This window comes from Cupriavidus sp. JZ107 (genome assembly GCF_053903255.1).
The window spans coordinates 1,558,288-1,582,411 of record NZ_CP096480.1 but is presented as its reverse complement, the minus strand read 5'-3'; the positions used below and the strand labels follow the sequence as shown (position 1 = coordinate 1,582,411).

Sequence of the window (24,124 nt, the reverse complement as noted above, 5' to 3'; positions counted from 1 at the left end):
ATGACCGAACGTTCGACCACGCATCTGGTGATCATCCCGAGCTACAACCCCGGCCCCAAGGTGCGCGAGGTCGTGCGCGAGGCGCGAGCCCAATGGAACCCGGTCTGGGTCGTCGTCGACGGCAGTACCGACGGCAGCACCGAATGGCTGCAGCAGCAGGCCGAGGCCGATCCCGGCTTGCGCGTGCTGGTGCTGCCGAAGAACCGCGGCAAGGGCGCCGCGGTGCTGCACGGGCTGGAACAGGCCGCCGCGGAGGGCTTTACGCACGCGCTGACGATGGATTCCGATGGGCAGCATCCTGCCGCGATGATCGGCAAGATGCTCGAGCTGTCGCGCCGCAATCCCGACGCGATGGTGCTCGGCAAGCCGGTGTTCGACGACAGCGCGCCGCGCGCGCGGGTCTACGGACGGCGCCTGAGCAATGTGTTCGCCGACCTCGAGACGCTGTGGGCCGGCATCGGCGATTCGCTGTACGGCTTCCGCGTCTATCCGATCGCGCCGCTGTGCGCGGTGATGCGGGGCAACCGCTGGATGCGGCGCATGGACTTCGACCCCGAGGTCGCGATCCGGCTGTGCTGGCGGGGCGTGCGGCCGATCAACATCGATACCCCGGTGCGCTATTTCCGCGAGGACGAGGGCGGCGTCTCGCACTTCCACTATGTGCGCGACAACATCCTGCTGACGTCGATGCATGTCCGGCTGGTGTTCGGCTTCCTGCTGCGCCTGCCGATGCTGGCGCTGCGCCGGCTCGGCGAACGCGGCAGCGCGGGAACGAAGCCCGCGGCCTGATCCATCTCGAATTCCCTACGGTTTGCTCCCCTCTCCCGCGACGCGGGAGAGGGGCCGGGGGAGAGGGAAAACGGCACTCGCGGTCCATCGCGGCATCCCGACATCGCGGCACCCAAAAAGAAAAGGCGGTCTCTCGACCGCCTTTTCACCTGCCCGTCGCCCCCTGTCCCCAAACAAGGCGGCGGGCAGGCCTACCGGTACCGCGCGTGCTTCGATGCCGCGCGCTACAACCTGCCCATGACGACCAGGGCGATCACGATCAGCAGGATCAGGCCAAGCCCGCCGCTGGGCCAGTAGCCCCAGCCGCTGCTGTAGGGCCACGAAGGCAGCGCGCCAATCAACAGGATGATCAGCACGATCAGGAGGATGGTGCCTAGAGTCATGGGAGGCTCCTTTGCCGAGGGCTAGCCTGGCGGGTTTGTTCGTTGCTCTTCAGTACCGTGCCACCCCTTGGCGCTGTCCGGCCGCCTCGGGGTCCGCTCCCGGTTGCTTCAACGATAGACCCGCGCCCACGGGCTCCCACCCGGTCCGGCGCTGAAAGCCATGTAGGAATCGGACGACGCGGGACGACGCGCCACCGCGCGCAGTCCCCGGCCACCCCGGTCCGCGTGCCGATCCCGCGCCGCTGGCTTACCGGCGCAGGCGCCGGATCAGCGACGAGGTATCGTCGCGGCCGCCGCCGTCGCGCTGCAGTTCGGCGTAGAACTGGTCGACCAGCGCGGTGACCGGCAGCGTGGCGCCGTTGCGGCGCGCCTCGTCCAGGCACAGGCCCAGGTCCTTGCGCATCCAGTCGACCGCGAAACCGAAGTCGAACTTGCCTTCGACCATCGTCGGTCCGCGGTTTTCGAGCTGCCACGAACCGGCGGCGCCCTTGCTGATCACCGACAGCACCAGCGGCATGTCGAGCCCGGCGCGCTGGCCGAAGGCGATCGCCTCGGACAGCCCTTCGAGCAGGCCCGCAATCGAGATCTGGTTGACCATCTTGGCCAGTTGCCCGGTGCCTGGGCCGCCGATGCGCGTGACCGCGCGGGCGAAGGCCGAGATCACCGGCTCGGCGCGCGCGAACACCGCCTCGTCGCCGCCGCACATCACGGTCAGCACGCCGTTCTGCGCGCCGGACTCGCCGCCGGATACCGGCGCATCGATGAAATGCAGCCCGCGCGCCTTGGCCCGCTCGTACAGTTCGCGCGCCACGTTGGCGCTGGCGGTGGTGTGGTCGACGAAGATGCAGCCGGCCGGCGCGCCGTCGAAGGCGCCGTCCGGACCGGTCAGCACCGCGCGCAGGTCGTCGTCGTTGCCGACGCAGCTGCAGACCAGCTCGGCATCGCGCGCGGCCAGCGCCGGCGTGGCGGCCGACTGGCCGCCGAAGCGCTCGACCCACGCCTGGGCCTTGCTGGCGGTGCGGTTGTAGACCGTGACCTGATGCCCCTTGGCGGCCAGATGGCCGGCCATGTGAAAGCCCATGACGCCGAGGCCGAGGAATGCGACACGCATGACTGCTACTCCGTGTTGTTATCGAATGTGGAAGGGAAAGATCGGTGAGACGCGCTGTGCCGCGCGTTGGGGTGGGGCGCCCGACCGGAGGATGCGCGGCGCGCCAGGGGCATCAGTATACGGGCCTCGATTTCCCTCTCCCCCAGCCCCTCTCCCGCAAGCGGGAGAGGGGCTGGGGGAGAGGGCAAGAGGGCAGGCCCACCACAGACTACCGCCCATCGATCCCCGCATCGCCGCCCCCATCGAGATTCGCCGGCGCGATCTCGCCCGGCGCGCGAGGCGTCGGCACCTTGGCGGGCGGGGGGCGCGTGCGTGCGCCGTCGCCGAAGCTGCCGCGCAGCGGCGGCCGCGCCAGATTGGCTTCCCACGCCTGCCGGATCGCGCGCGCGATATGGTTGTAGGCCTCGCGCGAGATCACGTTCTCCTCGCGCATCGCCTGCAGCTCGTGCTGGCCCTTGCGCAGTGCGAACAGCATCAGCATCCGCTTCTCCAGCGCGACGGTATAGCTGCCGAACTCCTCGCGCATTTGCTGCAGCGCCTGTTCGGCGGCGTGGAAGCGGTCCTCGAGCACGCCGTCGAGCACGGCGGCCATGCGTGCGCCGAACACCGGCGACAGCATCGCGCGGTTGTATTGCCGCAGCCGCTGCAGCACGGTCTGGCGCACGATCATCAGCTCGAAGCGGTCGGCCAGCACGCGCGCCAGCGGCCGGTCGATCGACAGGCGCCGGTGCAGGAACAGCGCGATGCGAAAGCTCTTCTGATAGTCGAGGATATGGCGGGCGGCGCGGTTGTAGCCGATGCGGCCCTGTTCGCGCGCGGCGTCGATCATCTGCGCGGTGTTTCGCATCATCGCGTCGAGGTTGGCGACCGACACCACGCCGTTGCCGTATTCGGGGATCAGCTCGCTCTCGCGCGTCGCCAGCGTGACCAGCCCGATCGACAGCCGCGCGCGCTCGGACAGCGCGCTGTCGAAATCGAAATCGGCCGAGCCCAGCTCGATGTCGCGCCGGTAATGCGCGGCGACCTCGCGCGCGGCCGACGGCGGCAGCCCGAAGCTGTCGGCCAGCCGATCGAGCGCGCTCTCGACCTCCTCGGTCGACAGCCGGATCGCCTGGCGCTGCAGCGCCAGTTCCTGCGGCGACAGCGTGTCCAGTTCGAGCCGGCGGATCAGCCAGCGCAGCGTGGTGCCGTTGACCAGCAGACTGACCAGCACGAAGCCGGTCGCCAGGATCGCGACGAAATGGCGCGTTTCCAGCGGCAGCGCGCGGTTCTCGGCGATGCCCAGCGCCAGCACCAGCGTGACCGCGCCCCGCAGCCCGCCCCAGGCGATCGCCAGCTTGTACGCCGAGTCGATCGGCGCGGACAGCCGCAGCCAGGTCAGCACCGGCAGCAGGCCGAACAGCGTCGCCAGACGCGCCAGCAGCGCGGCCGCCACCAGCGCCAGCAGCAGCCAGCCGTGGTGCGGCGTGACACCCTGCAGCAGCGCCGGCACGCGCACCGCGGCCAGCAGGAAGACCACCGCGCCCGCGATCCCGGCGAACTGTTCCCAGATCATGCGCAGGTGCCGCCAGTTCGGCGGATTCAGCCGGGTCGGACCCAGCGCGCCGAGGGTCAGCCCGGCGCAGACCACGGCGACTACGCCGGACACATGCAGCAGCTGCTCGGCCAGCAGATAGAGCGGATAGGGCAGCGCCAGCGTCAGCGCGGCCTCGGCGACCGCAAGGCCGGCCAGCGCCGGCAGCAGCTCGGCCAGCAGGCGCCCGGCAATCAGGCCGCATACCATGCCGCCGCCGAAGGCCCAGGCCAGCTCGGTCAGGCCGGCGGCGAGCGTCGCTTCGGCGCCGTGACCGGTCAGCATCGCGATCAGCACGCCGACCAGCGCGATCGCCGCGGCGTCGTTCAGCAGGCTCTCGCCCTCGACCAGCCGGATCAGCCGGGCCGGCGCGCCCACATCGCGAAAGATCGCGATCACCGCGGCCGGGTCGGTGGTCGCCACCACCGCGCCGAGCAGCAGGCAGACCACCAGGTTCATGCCGCTGGCCGCCGCGGTGACCACGCCGATCACGCCGGTGGCGACCACCACGGCCACCACCGCCAGCAACAGGATCGGCGCCGCGTCCGGCAGCATGCTGCGCACGTCGGCGGTCAGCGCCGCATGGAACAGCAGCGGCGGCAGGAAGATCCACAGATAGGCTTCGGGCGGCAGCGACGGATCGATCAGCGGATGCAGGAAATGCTCGGCGAACTCGGGCAGCGTGGCGTCGATCGCCACATAGCCCGCGCCAATGGCGATGCCGATCCCCGACAGCAGCGTCGATTCCGGAAACCGCAGCCTGGCCGCCGCGACCTGCACCACCGCGACGATGGCCAGCAGGGCGCCGAGCAGGATCAGTACGTCGACGATGATGTTCACGGGCGCGCGCTCCTGGCGCGCGTGGCATGGCATCGGCGCAGAGGCGGGAAGGCGAGCGGCAACGACAACACGGAGGAATCCTGGCTTGCGGCGAAAGAGAGGCTCGACCTTAGCGCGAAGGCGTGGCGCAATTCAAGGTTTTGCCGCGCCGGCAGGGCGTATCGGCGCCGAGCCTGTAGAATCGCGATGTTCGACCGGCACCGCCGGGTCCTTCTGTTGTCCTCCTAGCCTGTCGGCCGCTTCGGGTCGGCAGCGTGCACGAAAACGCCATGTCCGAGTTCGATGAAGCCCGACTAGCCGCGGCCGCCTGGGTGCGCGCGCAGATGGATCGTTATGGCCTGTCGCTGGACGATCTGGTCGCGGCCGGTTGTTTCTCCGGCAGCGGCCGGACCGAACGCGGCCGCGCCGCCGATACGCCAACGTCGGCCACCCCGGCCCCATCATCGTCGGCCGCTCCTTCGCCCGCTCCTTCGGCTGCCACCCCCGCCGCGAACAAGGCCGCGCCGCCCGAGCCTGCCGGCGTTCTCTATCGCAATGCATTGGGCCAGTGCTGGGATGGCACCGGCGAGATGCCGGACTGGCTGCAGCGGGCCGTCAACGCGGGCCAGACGCCCGAGTTCTATCGCGTCAGTTAACGGCCCCCGGCATCACCGCGGTGCGGGCCGGCACGCCGCCGTCCATGTCGGGTCGGCGGAACATTGCAGGGCAGCAAGCCCCTTCGTCGGTTTTTCCATACACTTGCCCATTGCCCGCCAGGCCAAGCCTGGCGCGGCTTTCCACTTTCTGGGCAAGGCCAGGGGGACAGGCGTTTCGATTCAGACACATTTGTTTACAATGTTGTTTTTGAATCACTAGGACAATCCGCTCCGCGTTCGCAGAGCAGGTTCCACGGGGTGGGAGTTGTTGTCCCGCGAATCCGCTCCAGCGTCATCGCTTTCTCCGTCGCAGCCGACCCGGCCATGTCCCGGCACGCCATCGGGGAAACGCCTCAGCGATCCGAAATACCAGCAGCACAGCCTTGAAGCCGCGCCTCACCGTGTACGACACGGCGGGGAGGGTGGCGTGTGGGTTTGGCCGGCGTATGCCGGCACGCGGGCGGGGAGCCAGCCGCCCATCGCAGCGAAGCAAAAGAAGCAAAAGAAGCAAAAAGACAAGTCGGCCGGCGCGACAGCGCGATAGACGCGACCGCGACCGGCGTGGCCTTGAGGAAACGGGGAAATCATGGATTGGTCGTCTCGGACCGCGTTCGCGGGCCCGGGCAGGCGCGCGTGCGCGCTTGCCAGGGGCAAAGCCTGGCGCAACCGCCTGCTGGCGGGGCTGGCAATGGTCGTCATGTCATCGGCGGTCACCGCCGCGGACCTGGTGCTGAACCACAGCGACGACGGTTTCGATCCCGTTCCCGCCGGCGGGCTGCTGACCTACACGCTGCGGGTCGACAACAACACCACCAATGCGGCCGCGACCGGCGTCGTCCTCAGGGACACGCTGCCGCCGGGCGTCGTCTTCGTCGACGCCCAGCCCAGCCAGGGCAGCTGCGCGGCGCCGGCCGGCGGCGTGGTGTCCTGCTCGCTGGGCTCGATCCCGGCGTCGGGCGTCGCCACGGTGCTCGTCACCGTGCGCCCGCAGAGCGCCGGCACCATCGAGAACGTGGGCGAGGTCACCTCGGCCGAGTCCGACCCCGATCTGAGCAACAACACCCGGCCGCAGACCACCACAGTTACGCAGGGTGCCGACCTGGCGATCCAGCTGATTCCGTCGAGTCCGACCGTACAGGCGGGCGGCGCGCTGAACTACGCGATGCGCGTATCGAACGCCGGCCCGGACGCGGCGACGTCGCTGCGCGTGGTCAACACGCTGCCGCCGGGCTACACCGCGACCTCGCTGCCGCTGGGCTGCTCGCAGAGCGGTTCGACGGTGACCTGTAACGTTGCGGGGCCGATCGCGCCGAACGCCACCGTCGACGTCGGCACGATCCAGGGCGAGGTCTGGACCAGCGCCAGCTCGACGCTGACCGACAGCGCCTCGGTGTCGGTGGTGTCGCCGTCCGCGGCGCAGGACCCGACCAGCGCCAACAACACGGTCACCGCCAACACCACCGTGACCGCGGGCACCGACCTGCGCATCGTCAAGGGATCGACCGGCGCGGACACGGTGACCGTCGGCACCGAATTCGACTACACGCTCGCCGTCTCGTACACCGGCGACGCGCCGGTCGGCATGGAGGTGGTGGACACGTTGCCGTCCCAGGTGGCGCTGCGCAATCCGGGTGCGTTCAGTTCCGGCGGATGGAGCTGCACGGTGTTGGGCCAGACCGTCCGCTGTACCTGGGCGGGCGGCGCGCTCGGCGCCGGCCGCAACGTCAATGCCGGCACCATCTCCATCGGCGTGCGCGCCGTCACGGCGTTCCACCCGGTCAACAACGTGGCGACCATCAGCAGCAGCACGCCCGATGTCGGCAACCTGAACAACAGCAGCACCAAGACCATCGCCATCGTCGATCCGGCCGCCGACCTGCGCGCCGAGAAGCGCGGCCCCTCGCCGGCCCTGGCGACCGTCGGTTCGAAGTGGCAATGGCAGGTCCGCCTGCACAACGACGGACCGAGCTCGCTGGTCGGCACGGCCCGGATGATCGACACGCTGCCGGCCAATCTGCGCGTGCTCGGCTATACCGCGACCAATGGCTGGACCTGCACGCCGACGCCGCCGTACGACACCAGCGCGGGCACGCAGATGACCTGTACCCGCGAGTACACCAGCGGTGCGCCGCTGGCCTCGGGCCAGGCCAGTCCCTGGGTCACCTACGAGGTCGAGGCGAAGGCCGACGGCCAGTTCGCGAACACGATGTGCGTGTCCGCGGTGGCCTCGGCCAGCGGCACGCCGGCGCTCGACAACGTGCCCGAGAACAACTGCGCGTCGTACGGCATGTCGACGCAGCCGCCGAGCGCCTCGGCGAACCTGTCGGTGATCAAGCGCGTCGCGCCGGCCTCGCTGCCGGCCGGCGACATCCTGACCTACAGCCTGCAGGTCGTGAACGCGGGTCCGGAGCCGTCGACCGACGTCACGCTGTTCGACTCGCTGCATACGCTGATCAGCAACGGCGTCGGCCCGACCGGCGAAGGCTTTATCGATGCGGTGATCGCCAACGGCAACACGACCGGCGGCAGCTGCAACAGCGCGGCGGGCAATGCGGGCGTGCGCGATCTGTCTTGCCGGTTCCCGTCGATCCCGGTCTGTACCGCGGACAGCGACTGCCCGGTCGTCACGGTGCGCGTGCGCCCCGGCGGCGATGGCGGCGCGCGCCAGAACCAGGCCAGCGCGCTGTCGAGCAATGTCGCCGACCCGGACTACACCGACAACTTCGCGACCGTTTCTTCGAACATCGAGCCGCGCGCCGACGTCACGGTGCAGAAGTCCGCGAACCCGACCAGCATCCCGGCCGGCCAGGACCTGACCTATGTGATCACGGCGCGCAATGCCGGTCCGAGCAAGGCGGCCGATGTGCAGGCGGTCGATACCCTGCCCGCCGGCGTCTACTTCGTGCGGGCGCAGGGCAACGGCGGTGGCAGCTGCACCACCGCGCTGGCGCCGGGAGCATTGACCACCGGCGGCGAGACCGTGACCTGCAGCTGGGCCGAGATCGTGGCCAATGGGCAGCAGACCGCCACCATCGTGGTGCGACCCGGCACCGCGCTGCGCAACACCACGATCACCAACAACGTGGCCGTCAGCACGTCGACGGTCGAGACCAATACCGGCAACAACACCGGCTTTGTCAACACCAACGTGACCGGCCCCGACCTGGACCTGCTGGTCAACAAGCGCGACAGCGTCGACCCGGTCGCGGTCGACGACATGGTGGTCTATACGATCACCGTCACCAACAACGGTCCGTCGCAGGCGCAGAACGTGATGGTCACCGACACGCTGCCGACGAGCGGCCTGCGCTTCAAGACGCTGACCTCGACCGGCAGCTGCACCACCGGCCCGGTCGATTCGATCGGCGGCACCATCAGTTGCAGCTATCCGCGAATTGCGTCCGGCGAATCGGTGCAGATCCAGGTCGGCATGCAGGGCGTGACCAAGGGGACCGTGCAGAACGCGGTCAGCATCACCTCGGACGAGATCGCCGGCGGCTTCGACCGCAACGCCGGCAACAACCAGACCACCGAGCCGACCACGGTCCGTACCAAGGCGGACCTGATGGTACTGTCCAAGACTGCGGCGCCGGCGACCGTGGACCTGATGCGTCCTTTCATCTATACGGTGATGGTTCGCAACAACGGTCCCACCGAAGGCGACAACGTGCGCGTCACCGACACGCTGCCCGCCAATATGGTGCTGACCGGCCCGCCGGTGGCGACGATGGTCAGCGGTTCTGCCACCAGCCTGAGCTGCAGCGGCGCGGCCGGCGGCAGCACGGTGCAGTGTTCGTTCGGCACGGTCGACGCGCTGGCACAGATCTCGATCGCGATTCCGGTCAAGGTGACCGCGGTCAGCAGCGCCGCGCCGACGCAGTTCACGAACAGCGCGACCGTCACCACCGATTCCAAGGACGAGCAGCCGTCCAACAACAGCAACAGCGGCATCGTGACCGTGGTGTCGTCGTCGCTCGCCGGCGCGGTCTATGTCGATGCCGATAACGACGGGGTGCGCGATGCCGGCGAAAACGGCATCGCCAATATCGCGGTGACGCTGAGCGGCACTGCCTTCGATGGCACGCCGATCACGCGCAGCACGACCACCAACTCCAGCGGCGCCTACGTGTTCGACCGGCTGCCCGAGGGCACCTATCAGATCGGCGAAGGCCCGGTCAACAACGCCGCGTACGCGGACGGCCGCGACACCATCGGCTCGGCCGGCGGCACGGTCGGCAACGACGTGTTCAGCAATATCCCGCTGCCGGGCAATACCGCGGCGACCAGCTACCTGTTCGGCGAGATTCCGGCCAGCGGCATCAGCGGCCGTGTCTATCACGACCGCGATGCCGACGGCGCGATCGACGGCGGCGAGCCTGGCATCGCGGGCGTGACGGTGACGCTGACCGGCACCGACGATCTCGGCGCGACGGTCACGCGTACCGCGACTACCGATGCCACCGGCGCCTACAGCTTCACCGGCCTGCGTCCGGGCAGCTACACCGTGACCGAGACCCAGCCGGGCGACTATCTGCCCGGCCGCACCAGCGCGGGCACCGGCACCAACGGCGCCAGCGGCGGCTCGGTGTCGGGCGGCCCGACCGGCAACGCGGTGCAGGCGATCGCGCTGACGCTGAACGGCAGCGTGGCCAACGTCAACTTCGGCGAGGTCAAGGCTGCGCAGATCGGCGGCTCGGCCTATATCGATACCAATGGCGACGCGACGCGCCAGCCGGGCGAAACTTTCGGCCTGCCCAACGTCACCGTGACGCTGAGCGGCACCGACGATCTTGGCGCCGCGGTCAACGCCACCGCCACGACCAACGCCACGGGCGGCTACAGCTTCGCGAACCTGCGCCCCGGCACCTACACGGTGACCGAGACGCGCCCGGCCAGCATCAGCGCCACCGGCACGCAGGTCGGCACCGGCGCCGCCACGCCTGGCACCGGCAGCACCAACGCCGCGACGCAGGTTATCGCGGGCATTGGCCTGGTGTCGGAAAGCCATGCGGTCAACTACAACTTCGGCCACCAGGGCGACACGCAGCTGACCGGCTCGGTCTATGTCGACCTGAACAACAACGGCCGGCGCGATACCGGCGAGCCCGGCATCGCAGGCGTGGCGGTGTCCCTGTCCGGCAATACCGGCGCGGGCGCGGCGGTGTGTTCGGTCTACCCATGTACGACCACCACCGACGCCAACGGCAACTACGCCTTTGCCAATCTGCCTGCCAGCGATGGCAGCGGCTATTCGGTGCGCGAGCGCGACGGCGCCGGCAATCCGTCGGCGCTGCTGAGCGCCTATGCCGACGGCACGGACCGTGCCGGTTCGGTCGGCGGCGCGCCGGTGGGCAGCGCCGGCAACGACGTGATCAACGGCGTGGTGGTGCAGCAGAACCAGCTCGGCGCCGGCTACGACTTTGGCGAACTGGGCGGCCGCGTATCGGGCTCGGTCTATGTCGATGCCGACAACGACGGCGTGCGCGGCAGCGGCGAGACCGGCATCGGCGGCATCGCGGTGCGCCTGGGCGGCAATACCACGACCGGCGTCGATATCTGCACGCTGGTCAATTGCAATGCGACCACCGCGGCGGACGGCGGCTATCGCTTCGAAGGCCTGCCGGCCGGCACCTATACGTTGGTCGAAACGCAGCCGCCGCAGTACGGCGACGGCAAGGAGTCGGCAGGCACGCCCGCCGGCACCGTCAACCACGCGCTCTTCGACGGCACGCCCGGCGCCAACACGATCGGCAACATCACGCTGGCTCCAGGCCAGGAAGGGCGCGACTACCACTTCGGCGAGCGCCTCGGCGGCCTCGGCGGCGCGGTCTACAGCGACCTGAACAACAACGGCCTGCGCGATGCCGGCGAGCCGGGCATCGCCGGCGTGCAGATCCGCCTGAGCGGCACCGATGCCGCTGGCCAGGCGATCACCCGCACGGTGACCACCGGCGCGGACGGCGGCTACGTGTTCACCGGCCTGCCGAAGTCCGGCGCCGGCGGCTACCAGCTGGAGCAGCAGCAGCCGGCCAACTACCTGGACGGCAAGACCACCGCCGGGGAGCTCGGCGGCAGCGGCTGCGCCGGCTGCTGGACCACGGCACCGAACCAGGTGCCGAACCTGAGCCGGATCGGCAATATCGTGTTCGATCCGCTGCAGAGCGGCACGAACTTCAACTTCGGCGAAGTCGGCGGCGGCAGCATCGCCGGCAAGAGCTGGTTCGACGACAACGGCAACCGCGTGCAGGACGCGGGCGAAGGTTCGCTGCCGAACATCACGATCACGCTGACCGGCATCGACGATCTCGGCCAGCCGGTCAACCGCACGGTGCAGACCGGCGCGGACGGCAGCTACCGCTTCGACGGACTGCGGCCGAGCGACGCCGCGGGCTACACGATCACCCAGACGCAACCGACCGCTTATATCGACGGCGGCGTGGTGGTCGGCAACCGCGGTGGTACCGCGGGCACCAACCAGGTCAACGGCGTCAGGATCGACAGCGGCGTGGCCGCGGCGGGCTACGACTTCCCCGAGCGTGCCTCGGGCCTCAGCGGCTCGGTCTACGTCGACATCAACGCCAACGGCCGCCGCGACAGCGGCGAGCCCGGCATCGCCGGCGTCACGGTCGCACTGTCCGGCCCGGTCACGCGCACCGCGACGACCGATGCCGATGGCCGCTACCGCTTCGGCGACCTGCCGGCCGGCACCTACACCGTGACCGAGCAGGGCGGCCCGGCGCTGGCGATCTACAAGGATGGCCAGGAGACCGTCGGCAGTGCGGGCGGCACGGCCGGCAACGACACCATCGGCAATATCGTGCTGGACGCCGGCGTGCCGGCGGGCGGCTACGACTTTGGCGAACTGACCGGCGACAAGGGCAAGATCACCGGCCAGGTGTGGATGAACAAGCCGGGCGGTTCGCGCGAAGTGCGCGAGGGCGACGAGCCGCCGCTGGGCGGCTGGCGCGTGGTGCTGTACAAGGACGGCGCGCCGGTCGGCTCGGTGGCCCCGGTGTTCACCGATGCCAGCGGCCGCTATACGCTGGACAACGTGCCGGCGGACAACGGCTACGAGCTGCGCTTCTTCAATCCGGGCGGCGCGCTGTACGGCTATCCGGTGCCGAATCCCGCCAACGGCGTGGTATGCCCCCCGCAGAGCAACGATCCGCGCTGCGCCAGCGGCGGCCGGCGCGACGTGTCGGCGATCTTCGACGTCGTGGTGGCCTCCGGTGCCACGGTGATCGAGGAAAACCTGCCGGTCGATCCGACCGGGGTGGTCTACGACGCCGTCAGCCGCAATCCGGTGCGCGGTGCGAAGGTCACGCTGATCGGCCCGGACGGTGCGCCGGCGCGGCCGGAGTGGGTGGTGGGCGGCGCGCCCAATGTCGAGCAGACCACCGGCGAGGACGGCTTCTACCAGTTCCTGCTGACTTCGCAGGCGCCGGCGGGTACCTACACGCTGCGCGTGGTGCAGCCCGCCGCGTATCTGCCCCCGCCTTCGGGCATGCTGCCGCCCGCCAGCGGCGTGCTGCCGGCCGGCGGTGGCGGCCTGCTGCAGGTCGTGCCGACGCCCGGCGCGCCGCGCGGCAACGACACCGTGCTCTGGTACAACGCCTTCGCCTTCGGCGCGGTGCCGGCGCAGATCGCGCACAACCACATCCCGCTCGATCCCGTGCTCGGCGGCGCGCTGCGCGTGGTCAAGACCACGCCGATGCTGAACGTGATGCGCGGCTCGCTGGTGCCTTACACCATCGCGGTGACCAACACGCTGAACGCGCCGCTGACGCATATCGCGGTGCGCGACCTGCTGCCGCCGGGCTTCAAGTACCGCAGCGGCTCGGGATCGATCAACGGCGTCGGCTCCGAACCGCGCGCCAACGGCCGCGAGATGACCTGGCCGGTGCAGACCTTCGCCGCGGGCGAGACCAAGACCTACCGGCTGGTGCTGCTGGTCGGTACCGGCGTCAGCGAGGGCGAGTACACCAACCAGGCCTACGCGCTGAACGCGATCGCCAACCTGCAGGCGTCCAACACGGGCGCGGCGACGGTTCGCATCGTGCCCGACGCGGTGTTCGACTGCACCGACATCATCGGCAAGGTGTTCGACGACCGTAATGCCAACGGCTATCAGGACGACGGCGAGCCGGGCATTCCGAACGTGCGCGTGGTCACGGTGCGCGGGCTGCTGGTGACCGCCGACGCCAAGGGCCGCTTCCACGTGCCCTGCGCCGATATTCCGCAGGCGGACCGCGGCTCGAACTTCGTGATGAAGCTCGACGAACGCACGCTGCCGTCGGGCTATCGCGTGACCACCGAGAACCCGCGCGTGGTCCGTGCCACGCGCGGCAAGATGGTCAAGCTCGATTTCGGCGCGGCGATCCATCGCGTGGTGCGCATCGAGGTCGATGCCAAGGCCTTCGCCAACGAAGGCAACGAGCTGCGGCCCGAATGGCAACGCGAGCTCGGCAAGCTGGTGCCGGTGCTGGAGGCCGGCGTGTCGGTGGTCCATGTGTCGTATCGAGGCAGGCCCGGGGAGACGGGATGGGCGGACAGACGGCTGTCCTACCTGACCGATGCCTTGCGACGACTTTGGGCCGACGTTCCCAATCGTTATCCGCTGCAGATCGAAACCGAGTACGTCGAGGTCCGATAATGAAAACAATCCATCGACGTCGCACGGCCGTGCTGGTCGGGGCCCTGTTCGCGGGTACGCAGGGAAATCTGTGGGCGCAGGGCGCGCCGGGAGCCGGTGCGCCGGCCAACGCGTCCACCATGCCCACCACGCCTGCCGCCAACGCAACGAAGGGCGCGGTGCCGCCGCTGATGCGGGGCCTGTCGGAGACGGGCCGCCGCGATGACGACAGCCGGCTGTTCGAGCGCGCCATGCCCGCCTCGGCGGAGCGGCCGCTGCGGCTGGACGGCTTCACGCCATCGGAGATCGTGCAGATGCGTGCCGCCGGCGCGCAGCCGCCGCAGGGCGAGCCGCTGCTGCGCGAGCAGGTCTCCGATGCCGGCGGCGCGCTGTTCGATTCCGGCAAGGCCGAGCTGACGCCGGCCGCGCGCCAGGCGCTCGACGCCATCGTCGCCAAATATCGCGGACAAGCCGACGTGTCGATCCGCGTCACCGGCCATACCGACGACCAGCGCCTGTCGCGCCGGACCGCGGCGCGCTTCGGCGACAACCAGGGACTGTCGGAGGCGCGCGCGCTGGCGGTGGTGCGCCATCTGGCCGACGGCCTGAAGGTGCCGGTCGACCGCCTGGCGGTGCAAGGCCGCGGCGCCGCCGAACCGGTCGCCGACAACGCCACCGAGGCGGGCCGCGCGCAGAACCGCCGCGTGGTGGTCGAAATCAGCGCCACCGTGACGCGCGCGGCGGCACCGGCCAGCGCGGAAGACGCCAGCTGCCGTCCCGCCGCGGGCGGCGACGGCGCGCTGCCGCCGTTCCGCGTCACCGTCGATGGCAAGCCGATCGACGCGGCGCCGACCAGCGAGGCCGATGCGCAGCGCTGCGTCGACGTGGCGCTGGCGAACGCCGATATCCAGATCCGCTACGACCCGATGCAGGTCACGCCGGCGCTGAACGCCTGGGTGTCGCCGGAGAACGTGGCGCGCGGCGAGACCGTGCACTTCCGCAGCTGGACCAACTACAAGGCCTGGATCGCGCGCGGCGAAATCCGCGTGTTCCGCGCGGACCAATCGCTCGACGAGACGCCCTATGCGGTGGTGCCGGTCGTGCGCCCCGACGACATCGCGTGGCAGCCGCCGGTCGATGCGCCCGAGTCGATGCGCTTCGTGCTGCGGGTCTACGATCAGCGCGGCCGCTTCGACGAGACCGCGGCCAAGCCGCTGCGTCTGCTGGCGCGCGTGCGCGGCTTCGCCGATGCCGACAGCGCCGAGCGCGAACGGCTGGCCGGCTACGGCGAGAACAGCCGCATCGTGCGCAACATCCCGGTCGCGGGCGGCACGGTGACCGTCAACGGCACCGCGATTCCGAAGGGCTATCGCGTCGATGCGCTGGGCGATGCCGTGCCGGTCGATCGCAACGGCGCCTTCGTCACGCGCCAGATCGTCGCCGCGGGCTCGCAGCAGGTTCGCGTCTCGGTCAGCGATCCGAACGGCGGCGGCACCACGTTCGTGCGCAACCTGGTGGTGGCCGACAACGACTGGTTCTATATCGCGCTGGGCGACCTGACCGTGAGCCGCAATTCGACGGCCGGTCCGGCCAGCATGGTCGCGGTCGACGGCAAGGACACCTACGACAAGCGCACCTCGGTCGAGGGCCGCGGCGCCTTCTACCTGAAGGGCAAGATCAAGGGCGAATACCTGCTGACCGCGGCGGCCGACACGCGCGAGCAGCCGTTCTCGGATCTGTTCTCGAACTTCGCCAGCAAGGATCCGCGCTATCTGCTGCGCCGGATCGACCCGGACCAGTTCTATCCGGTCTATGGCGACGACTCCACCATCGTCGACGACGCGCCGACGCAGGGCAAGTTCTTCGTCAAGCTCGAGCGCGGCGATTCGCACGTGATGTGGGGCAATTTCCAGACCACGTGGACCGGCACCGAGCTGACGCAGTATTCGCGCGGACTGTACGGCGCGAACCTGCTGTGGCGCTCGGAGGACAGCACGGCCGCCGGCGAGCGGCAGTCGAGCGTCAACGTGTTCGCGGCCGAGCCCGGCACGCTGCAGTCGCGCGAGGAATTCCGCGGCACCGGTGGCTCGTTGTACTACCTGCGCCGGCAGGATGTGACGATGGGCTCGGAGCGGCTGTGGATCGAAGTGCGCGACCGCGACTCGGGCCTGGTGCTCGAGCGCACGCCGCTGCAGCCGGGCGGGGACTATGACATCAACTACCTGCAGGGCCGCGTCACGCTGCGCGCGCCGCTGTCGGCGGTGGCCGACGGCTCGGGCATGCTCGTGCGCACCGGTGCGCTGCCCGGCAATCCGGTCTACCTGGTGGCGACCTACGAGTACGTGCCCGGCATGACCGAAGTCGATGGGCTCGCCTATGGCCTGCGCGGATCGCACTGGTTCAACGACTATCTGCAGGTCGGCGTGTCGGGCTACCGCCAGGGCGGCGGGCAGGGGCGCCAGAGCCTGTTCGGCGTCGACGCGACGCTGCGCTACCGGCCCGGCACCTATATCAAGGTCGAAAACGCGCGCTCGACCGGCACGGGCGCGGGCACGCAGGCGTCGCTCGATGGCGGCTTCGCCTTCGCCGGCTACGCGTCCACCGGCGATCCCGCCAATGCGCAGCGGGTCGAGGGCGCGGTCGAGCTCGGCGACCTGGTACCCGACGCCAGGGGCCGCGTCAGCGCCTATTGGCAGAACCGCGAGCAGGGCTTCTCCGGCCCCGGTCAGATCGGCTTCGGCGGCGAGGCGACGCGCCAGCAGGGCGCGCGCGTCGACCTGCCGGTGGGAGAGGACACGCGTGTGATCGCCCGCGCCGACAAGCGCGATGCCGTCAGCCAGGACACCTCGTCGGCCGAGGCCAGCGTCAAGCACCAGCTCAACGAGCAGTGGGCTGCCAGCATCGGCGCCCGCAGCGACGAGCGCGGTACCGCCTCGCCGCTGGTGCAGAGCGCCTGGCTGGCGCAGCAGGGCCGGCGCACCGATGTGGTGGCGCGGGTCGACTACAAGCCCGAGACTGAACCGGTGCCGCCGGCCGCTGGTACCGAGCCTGGCAAGCCGCCCGCGGCCACGCCGCCGTGGGACGCCTATGGCTATGTGCAGCAGACCGCCCAGCGCACCGGCTCGCGCAGCGACAACGATCGCGCCGGGGTCGGCGGTACCTGGCAGGTCAGCGACCGCCTGCGCCTCGGCGCCGAAGCCTCGCAAGGCGATGGCGGCTTCGGCGGCAAGCTGTCGGGCGACTGGCGCGTCAACGATCGCAGCAATCTCTATCTGCAGTACGCGATGGAGACCGAGCAGCCCGACCTCGGCTATCGCGGCCGCTTCGGATCGCTGACGGGCGGCGGCCGTACCCGCATGTCGGACACCGTGGCGCTGTTTACCGAAGCGCGCTACGCCTACGGCAGCGGCCCGCAAAGCCTGACGCAGGCCTTCGGCGTCGAATACGCGCCGACCGACAAGTGGACCTATGGCCTGCGTGCCGAGGCCGGCCGCGTCTCGGACCTGTTCGCCGGCGACATCAAGCGCTGGACCACCGGCGCGTCGGTCGCCTACAAGGATGACCGCCTGAAGGCGACGTCGATGCTGGAATTCCGCCGCGAGCAGAGCAACGTCTCGGGAGACCGGGACAGCTGGCTGTTCCGCAACACGGTGGGCTACCAGGCCACGCCGGCGTGGCGGCTGCTGGGCAAGTTCAATCTGGCCGCCAGCTCGTCGAGCCGGGGTGTGTTCTTCGATGGCGACTTCACCGAGGCGGTGCTCGGCGCCGCGTACCGGCCGGTCGACAACAACCGCTGGAACGCGCTGTTCAAATACACCTACTTCTACAACCTGCCGTCACCGGGCCAGTACACGCCGGGCAGCGGCTCGTTCAATCCGGTGGTTGCCGATTACTCGCAGAAGAGCCAGGTGGTGTCGGTCGATGCGATCTGGGACGTGATGCCGGTGCTGTCGCTGGGCGCGAAGTACGGCCTGCGCTGGGGCAGCCTGAAGCCGACCAAGGCGGCGGGAGAGTGGTTCTCGAGCACGGCCCAGCTGGTGGTGCTGCGCACCGACTGGCACGTGGTGCATCAGTGGGACGCGGTGCTGGAGTTCCGCCGGCTGTGGGCGCGCGAGGCGCAGGATGCGCGCGCCGGCGTGCTGGCGGCGGTCTATCGGCATGTCGGCAAGAACACGAAGGTCGGCGTCGGTTTCAACTTCACCGATTACTCGGACGACCTGACCGATCTGTCGTACCGCCACCGCGGCTGGTTCCTGAACGTGGTCAGCGCGTTCTGAGCCCGGCGTGCCCCGCGTGCCCTGGCGGCTGCAACGCCGCCGGGCGCGCGCGCCGGCCGAAGGCGGGAGCGCTCAGCAGCGTGCCGGCGCGGGGAGCAACAGCGAGTCCGGCGTCGCGCCCGCCAGCGTGCCGAGCGGCGAGCGCGGCGGCATATGGCGATACTGGCTCAGTTCCCGCCCCGGCAGCACGGCGGCGATCGGGCACATGGCGGCGGCGGGATGCCACGCGTGGCGGTCTTCCCCCTCGGCGGCATCGTCGCCGGTGTCCCGCTCGCTGTCCGCCCCGGTGCAGCCGGCCTGCTCGCGCCCCAGCAACTGCGCTTCGGCCTGCAGCTTCAGCGCCGCGTGCCGGCTCATCAGCGGCGTGGCCGCGGTCGCCTGCGCCGTGCCGCACGTCGGCTTCGCCGTGCCCGCGAGTCCCGGCAAGGGCAGGGCCACCATGGCCAGGGCGACAGACAGCAGGAGGCGTTGCGGCAGACGGTTCACGAGCGGATCGGCGGGTGTCGGAGGGGTTGGAGAAACGGGAAGGACGTGTCGAAGGTCCGCGGCAGGCACTGCGGCGGCGGCCATCCGCACGGTCAGGCCGCATTGTACCCGCAGGCCCTCGAACACGACCCTGACGGCAACATGACAAAGTTGAAAGGCAGCGAGTCCCTGCGGTGCAGCGGCGCATAATGACGGCGCCCTTGTGGTATGGCCGCGAGGCACGCGGCGCCAGCGCGATGGCACCGGCGCCGCCAACCCTTCATCGACACGATCGACCCAGGAGACGGACATGCAGATACAGCCTTATCTCTATTTCGGCGGACGCTGCGAGGAGGCGCTGGCCTTCTACGGCAAGGCGCTCGGCGCCAAGGTCAACATGATGATGCGGTTCAGCGAGATGCCGGCCGAGGAAGGCGAAGCCGGCGACGGCCAGCCGCCGCTGCCGGCCGGCTGGGACGACAAGATCATGCATGCGAGCGTGACCGTCGGCCAGAGCGAGGTCCTGGCGTCGGACGGCATGCCGGGCGCACCGCCGGAGGCCTTCGCCGGCTTCAGCCTGTCGATCGTCGCGCCGTCGCTGGACCAGGCGCGCCAGTGGTTCGACGCGCTGTCCGAGGGCGGCCGCGTGATGATGCCGATGCAGAAGACCTTCTGGTCCGAGGGCTTCGGCATGCTGCAGGACCGCTTCGGGCTGAACTGGATGGTCAATGTGACGCACTGAGGCGGCGCGAGGCGGCGAGAGGCGGCAAGGGGCGGCAAGAGGCGCCGAGAGGCGGGGACGCGCGGCATCAGGCGCGGACTTCAGAAAATGACCGCGCCGGAGGTAGGGTGGCTTGACCCTGTAGCGGCTACAGGCTATTCAATGCCACCGATGCCACAGCCCACGGAACCTTCGATGGCCAGACTCTCGCCGGAAGACCCATCCTCCACCAGTTCCTCCTCCAGTCCGTCCACCAGCGCCGCCTCCTGCTGCGACGCGAAAGCAGGCGCCTGCGGCGGCCCCGCGCCAGCCGAGGGCCACACCCACGGCCACGATCATGATCATGGCCCTGACCACGTCCATGATCACGTCCATGATCACGTCCATGACCACGGCCACGATCATGGGCACCACCATGAGGGCGGCAGCGATCATCGCCACGCCGCCCCGGCCACCTCCGCCTCCCTGACTTCCTCCTGCTGCGGCAGCGCCTGCGGCGCCATCGCGATGCCTGGCGCGCCGACGGAAACCGCGGCGCCGGCCGGCGCCCGCACCGCGCGCTTTCGCATCGAGGCGATGGACTGTCCGACCGAGGAGGCGCTGCTGCGCGGCAAGCTGGGCGGCATGCCGGGCGTGGCCGGGCTGCAATTCAATCTGATGCAGCGGATTCTCACCGTGCACCACACGCTCGCATCCGAGCAGCCGCTGGTGGCGGCGATCGCCAGCGTCGGCATGCAGGCCGAAACCCTGGCCGCCGAAGGCGGCGCCTTGCCCTCGACTGCCCAGGCCGCGCCGGCGCCGGCCACGCCGTGGTGGCCGCTGGCGCTGGGCGGCGTCGCCGCGCTGGGCGCCGAGCTGGCCGAATGGTTTTCCGTGGCCACGCCGTGGCTGCCCGCGGCCTTTGCGCTGGTGGCGATCGCCGTGGCGGGCCTGGGCACCTACCGCAAGGGCTGGATCGCGCTGCGCAACCGCAATCTGAATATCAACGCGCTGATGAGCATCGCGGTGACCGGCGCGCTGCTGATCGGCCATTGGCCCGAAGCGGCGATGGTGATGGTGCTGTTCGCGCTGGCCGAGCGGATCGAGGCGGCCTCGCTGGACCGCGCGCGCAACGCCATCCGCGGCCTGATGGCGATGGCGCCGGAGCAGGCCACCGTGCTGCAGCCCGACGGCGCCTGGCTGGCGGTGCCCGCGGGCGGCGTGTCGCCCGGCGCGGTCGCGCGGCTGCGGCCCGGCGAACGCGTCGCGCTCGACGGCCGTGTGCTGCGCGGGCAGTCGGCGCTGGACCAGGCGCCGATCACCGGGGAGAGCGTGCCGGTCGACAAGCAGGCCGGCGATCTGCTGTTCGCCGGCTCGATCAACCAGACCGGCGAGCTCGAGTACGAAGTCACCGCGCCGGCCTCCGATTCGACGCTGGCGCGCATCATCCACGCGGTCGAGGCGGCGCAGGCGAGCCGCGCGCCGACGCAGCGCTTCGTCGACCGCTTCGCGCGTATCTACACGCCGACGATCTTCGTGATCGCGCTGCTGGTCGCCGTACTGCCGCCCTTGCTGGCCGGCGGCGCCTGGCTCGACTGGATCTACAAGGCGCTGGTGCTGCTGGTGATCGCCTGTCCGTGCGCGCTGGTCATTTCGACGCCGGTCACCATCGTCAGCGCGCTGGCCGCGGCCGCGCGCCACGGCATCCTGATCAAGGGCGGCGTCTATCTGGAGCAGGGCAAATCGCTGCGCTGGCTCGCGCTGGACAAGACCGGCACCATCACGCACGGCCGGCCGCAGCAGATCGACTACGCGCTGCTGTCCGGCGCACCGGAGCGCGCCCGCGCGATCGCGGCGAGCCTGGCCGCGCGTTCGGACCATCCGGTATCGGCGGCGGTCGCCGCGGCGGCGCGGCGCGAGGGCGTCGAGACGCTGGACGTTCAGGACTTCGAGGCGCTGCCGGGCCGCGGTGTCGCAGGCAAGGTCGACGGCCATCCGTACTGGCTCGGCAACCATCGGCTGATCCACGAGATGGGGCTGTGCTCGGAAGCGCTGGAGTCACGGCTGGAGACGATCGAGCGTCAGGGCCGCACCGTGGTGCTGCTGGGGGGCGGCGATCCGGGTGCCCTCGGTGTCCATGCGCTGTTCTCGGTCGCCGACACCGTCAAGCAGACGAGCCGCGATGCCATCGCCGAACTGCACGCGCTCGGCGTCGGCACGATGATGCTGTCCGGCGACAACCCGCATACGGCGCAGGCGATTGCGGCGGAGGTCGGCATCGACGAGGCCCGCGGCAATCAGCTGCCGCAGGACAAGGCCGAGGCCGTCGCGGCGCTGACCGCGCAGACCGCTGCAAGGCAGGGTGCGTCGCATGGCCGTGTCGGCATGGTCGGCGACGGCATCAACGATGCGCCGGCGCTGGCGCGCGCCGACATCGGCTTCGCGATGGGCGTGGCCGGCACCGACACCGCAATCGAGACCGCCGACGTCGCGCTGATGGACGACGACCTGCGCAAGATCCCGGCCTTTATCCGGCTGTCGCGCCGCACCGGCACGGTGCTGGCGCAGAACATCGCGCTGGCGCTCGGCATCAAGGCGGTATTCCTGGCGCTGACCGTGGCGGGGCTGGGCACGATGTGGATGGCGGTGTTCGCCGACATGGGCGCGAGCCTGCTGGTCGTGTTCAACGGGCTGCGGCTGGCGGGGCGGCTGCGCTGAGCGCCGGCGCGCGCCAGCGTCGGCAGATTCCGCTTCAGCGCTGGACGATCAGCTCGCCGCTGCGCCCCGGTACCGTGCCCCAGGCCAGCGGCAACTGCGGCAGCCGATTGCGATCGAGCTGCCCGTACAGCGCCGCCAGCGGCGCCAGCCGATGTCCCTGCCGGCGCCATCCGTGCAGCAGACGCTCGAACACCGGCGCCAGCTTGCCGCCCTCCAGTTCCGCATGCAGCGTGAAGACCTGGTCGCGGCCGTCTTCGGTGCGCGAGAGCAGCGCCTCGTGCACGTTGCCCTCGTCGATGCCGTCGGCGCCGATCAATTCGTCCAGCGTCGGCAGCGTGGTCGGCAGCTGCACGTGACGGCACGGCTTGCCGTCGAGCACCGGCACATAGGGCTCGGTGCCGCGGCCATCCGACGCATAGCGCAGGCCCCAATCGTCGAGCTGCCGGAACGCTTCCGCATTCATCTGCCAGCCGGCGGCGCCGTGCGTGGCCGGGGGCGCGCCGAACACCGCTTCGAAACGCTGCCACGCCCGCCGCATCTGCGCGCGCGTCCATGCGGCGTCGCGCGAGCGCACGTGGTCCTGCCAGTAGACGTGGTCCCAGGTATGGATGCCGCATTCGTGGCCGGCGCCGCGCGCGGCGCGCATCGCCTCGGCCGCGCGCAGGCCGATGTCCGGGCCCGGCAGCAGCACGCCATACATCAGCGTGCGCAGGCCGTAGTGCGAGACCACCGAGGTACGCGACACCTTGCGCAGAAATCCCGGGCGGAACACGCGCCGCAGCGCCCAGCCGGTATGGTCCGGTCCGAGGCTGAACAGGAAGGTCGCGCGGGCGTCGTGCGCGCGCAGCAGCGCGATCAGCTTCGGCACGCCCTCGCGCGTGCCGCGCAGCGTGTCGACGTCGACCTTCAGGGCGATCGTGGCCATCGATGTCGTGCCTCGCCGGCCTAGTTGCCCGAATCCACCAGCGTGCGGGCCTCGATCACCTTCTCGCGATAGGCCTCGAAGATCCGCCGCAGCGATTCGGCCATCGTCACCGTGGGCTGCCAGCCGAGTTCGCGCATCGTGTTGTCGATCTTCGGCACGCGGTGCTGCACATCCTGGTAGCCGTTGCCGTAGAACTCGCCCGACGACGTTTCCAGGATCCGGCTATGGCGCGCGCTTTCGGCGTACTCGGGATAGTCGGCCGCCATTCGCAGCATCATCTCGGCGAGCTCGCGCACCGAATGGACGTTGCCTGGGTTGCCGATATTGAAAATCTTGCCGCTGGCGATGCCGCCGGGATTCTCGATGATCCGCATCAGCGCGCTGATGCCGTCCGAGATATCGGCGAACGCGCGCTGCTGCGCGCCGCCGTCGACCAGCCGGATCGGCTCGCCGCGCACGATATGGCCGAGGAACTGCGTGACCACGCGCGAGCTGCCTTCCTTCGACTCGAAGATCGAGTCCAGTCCCGGCCCGATCCAGTTGAACGGCCGGAACAGCGTGTAGTTCAGGCCCTGCTCGATGCCATAGGCGTGGATCACGCGGTCCATCAGCTGCTTGGAGCAGGCATAGATCCAGCGCGGCTTGTTGATCGGACCGTAGACCAGCGGCGAGGACTCGGGATCGAACGCCTCGTCGCCGCACATGCCGTAGACCTCCGATGTCGACGGGAACACCAGGTGCTTGCGGTACTTGACCGCGGCGCGGACGATCGGCAGGTTGGCCTCGAAGTCCAGCTCGAACACCCGCAGCGGCTGCCGCACGTAGGTCGCCGGCGTGGCGATCGCCACCAGCGGCAGCACGGCATCGCACTTGCGGATGTTGTACTCGATCCATTCCTTGTTGATCGTGATGTCGCCCTCGAAGAAATGCATGCGCGGATGGTTGACCAGCTCGCCCAGGCGGGCCGTCGACATGTCCATGCCATAGACTTCCCACGACGTGGTTTCGAGGATGCGTCGCGTCAGATGGTGGCCGATGAAACCATTGACGCCGAGAATCAGGACTTTCTTCATGGA

The 24,124-nt window shown here is 69.9% G+C and carries 12 protein-coding genes; 6 read left to right on the top strand and 6 right to left on the bottom strand.

Going from position 1 to position 24,124, the window contains the following annotated elements:
- Positions 1-789, top strand: coding sequence for a glycosyltransferase family 2 protein (locus tag M1D55_RS06825; RefSeq protein ID WP_006577306.1), 789 nt, complete (start codon positions 1-3; stop codon positions 787-789).
- A gap of 224 nt (positions 790-1,013) precedes the next feature.
- Here M1D55_RS06825 and M1D55_RS06820 read toward each other — a convergent pair whose 3' ends face one another.
- From M1D55_RS06820 to M1D55_RS06810, 3 genes are all read right to left on the bottom strand, one after another.
- Positions 1,014-1,172, bottom strand: a complete 159-nt coding sequence (locus M1D55_RS06820) for a DUF3309 domain-containing protein (RefSeq protein ID WP_006577307.1) — start codon at positions 1,170-1,172, stop codon at positions 1,014-1,016.
- A gap of 247 nt (positions 1,173-1,419) precedes the next feature.
- Entirely contained in the window at positions 1,420-2,283 is an 864-nt protein-coding gene (locus M1D55_RS06815; protein ID WP_456280464.1) for an NAD(P)-dependent oxidoreductase, read from the bottom strand.
- Between the two features lie 208 nt (positions 2,284-2,491).
- Positions 2,492-4,696 (bottom strand): cation:proton antiporter, encoded by a 2,205-nt coding sequence (locus M1D55_RS06810; protein ID WP_456280463.1) that lies wholly within the window; start codon positions 4,694-4,696, stop codon positions 2,492-2,494.
- A gap of 269 nt (positions 4,697-4,965) precedes the next feature.
- On the opposite strand from M1D55_RS06810, the gene M1D55_RS06805 reads away from it, so the two are divergent.
- The 3 genes from M1D55_RS06805 to M1D55_RS06795 all read left to right on the top strand — a co-directional run bounded on the left by M1D55_RS06805 (position 4,966) and on the right by M1D55_RS06795 (position 18,240).
- Entirely contained in the window at positions 4,966-5,331 is a 366-nt protein-coding gene (locus M1D55_RS06805) for an H-NS family nucleoid-associated regulatory protein (RefSeq protein WP_456280462.1), read from the top strand.
- Between the two features lie 586 nt (positions 5,332-5,917).
- Entirely contained in the window at positions 5,918-13,984 is an 8,067-nt protein-coding gene (locus tag M1D55_RS06800; protein WP_456280461.1) for an SdrD B-like domain-containing protein, read from the top strand.
- A gap of 119 nt (positions 13,985-14,103) precedes the next feature.
- Entirely contained in the window at positions 14,104-18,240 is a 4,137-nt protein-coding gene (locus M1D55_RS06795; RefSeq protein ID WP_456280460.1) for an OmpA family protein, read from the top strand.
- Between the two features lie 72 nt (positions 18,241-18,312).
- Here the strand turns inward: M1D55_RS06795 and M1D55_RS06790 are convergent, their stop codons facing one another.
- Entirely contained in the window at positions 18,313-18,726 is a 414-nt protein-coding gene (locus M1D55_RS06790) for a hypothetical protein (RefSeq protein ID WP_456280459.1), read from the bottom strand.
- 289 nt (positions 18,727-19,015) lie between these two features.
- Between M1D55_RS06790 and yjdN the strand changes: the two genes are divergently transcribed.
- Both yjdN and M1D55_RS06780 read left to right on the top strand, forming a co-directional pair.
- A complete protein-coding gene (yjdN, locus tag M1D55_RS06785) occupies positions 19,016-19,447 on the top strand; it encodes a VOC family metalloprotein YjdN (RefSeq protein WP_064576913.1) in 432 nt (143 codons plus the stop codon).
- A gap of 174 nt (positions 19,448-19,621) precedes the next feature.
- Positions 19,622-22,123 carry a heavy metal translocating P-type ATPase gene (locus M1D55_RS06780; RefSeq protein WP_456280458.1) on the top strand — a complete coding sequence of 834 codons (2,502 nt, stop codon included), beginning with the start codon at positions 19,622-19,624 and terminating at the stop codon, positions 22,121-22,123.
- 34 nt (positions 22,124-22,157) lie between these two features.
- Here M1D55_RS06780 and M1D55_RS06775 read toward each other — a convergent pair whose 3' ends face one another.
- Positions 22,158-23,048, bottom strand: coding sequence for a polysaccharide deacetylase family protein (locus M1D55_RS06775; RefSeq protein WP_064576912.1), 891 nt, complete (start codon positions 23,046-23,048; stop codon positions 22,158-22,160).
- A 20-nt stretch (positions 23,049-23,068) separates the two neighbouring features.
- Positions 23,069-24,121 carry a bifunctional UDP-4-keto-pentose/UDP-xylose synthase gene (locus tag M1D55_RS06770; RefSeq protein WP_006578538.1) on the bottom strand — a complete coding sequence of 351 codons (1,053 nt, stop codon included), beginning with the start codon at positions 24,119-24,121 and terminating at the stop codon, positions 23,069-23,071.
- Positions 24,122-24,124: the final 3 nt, after the last annotated feature.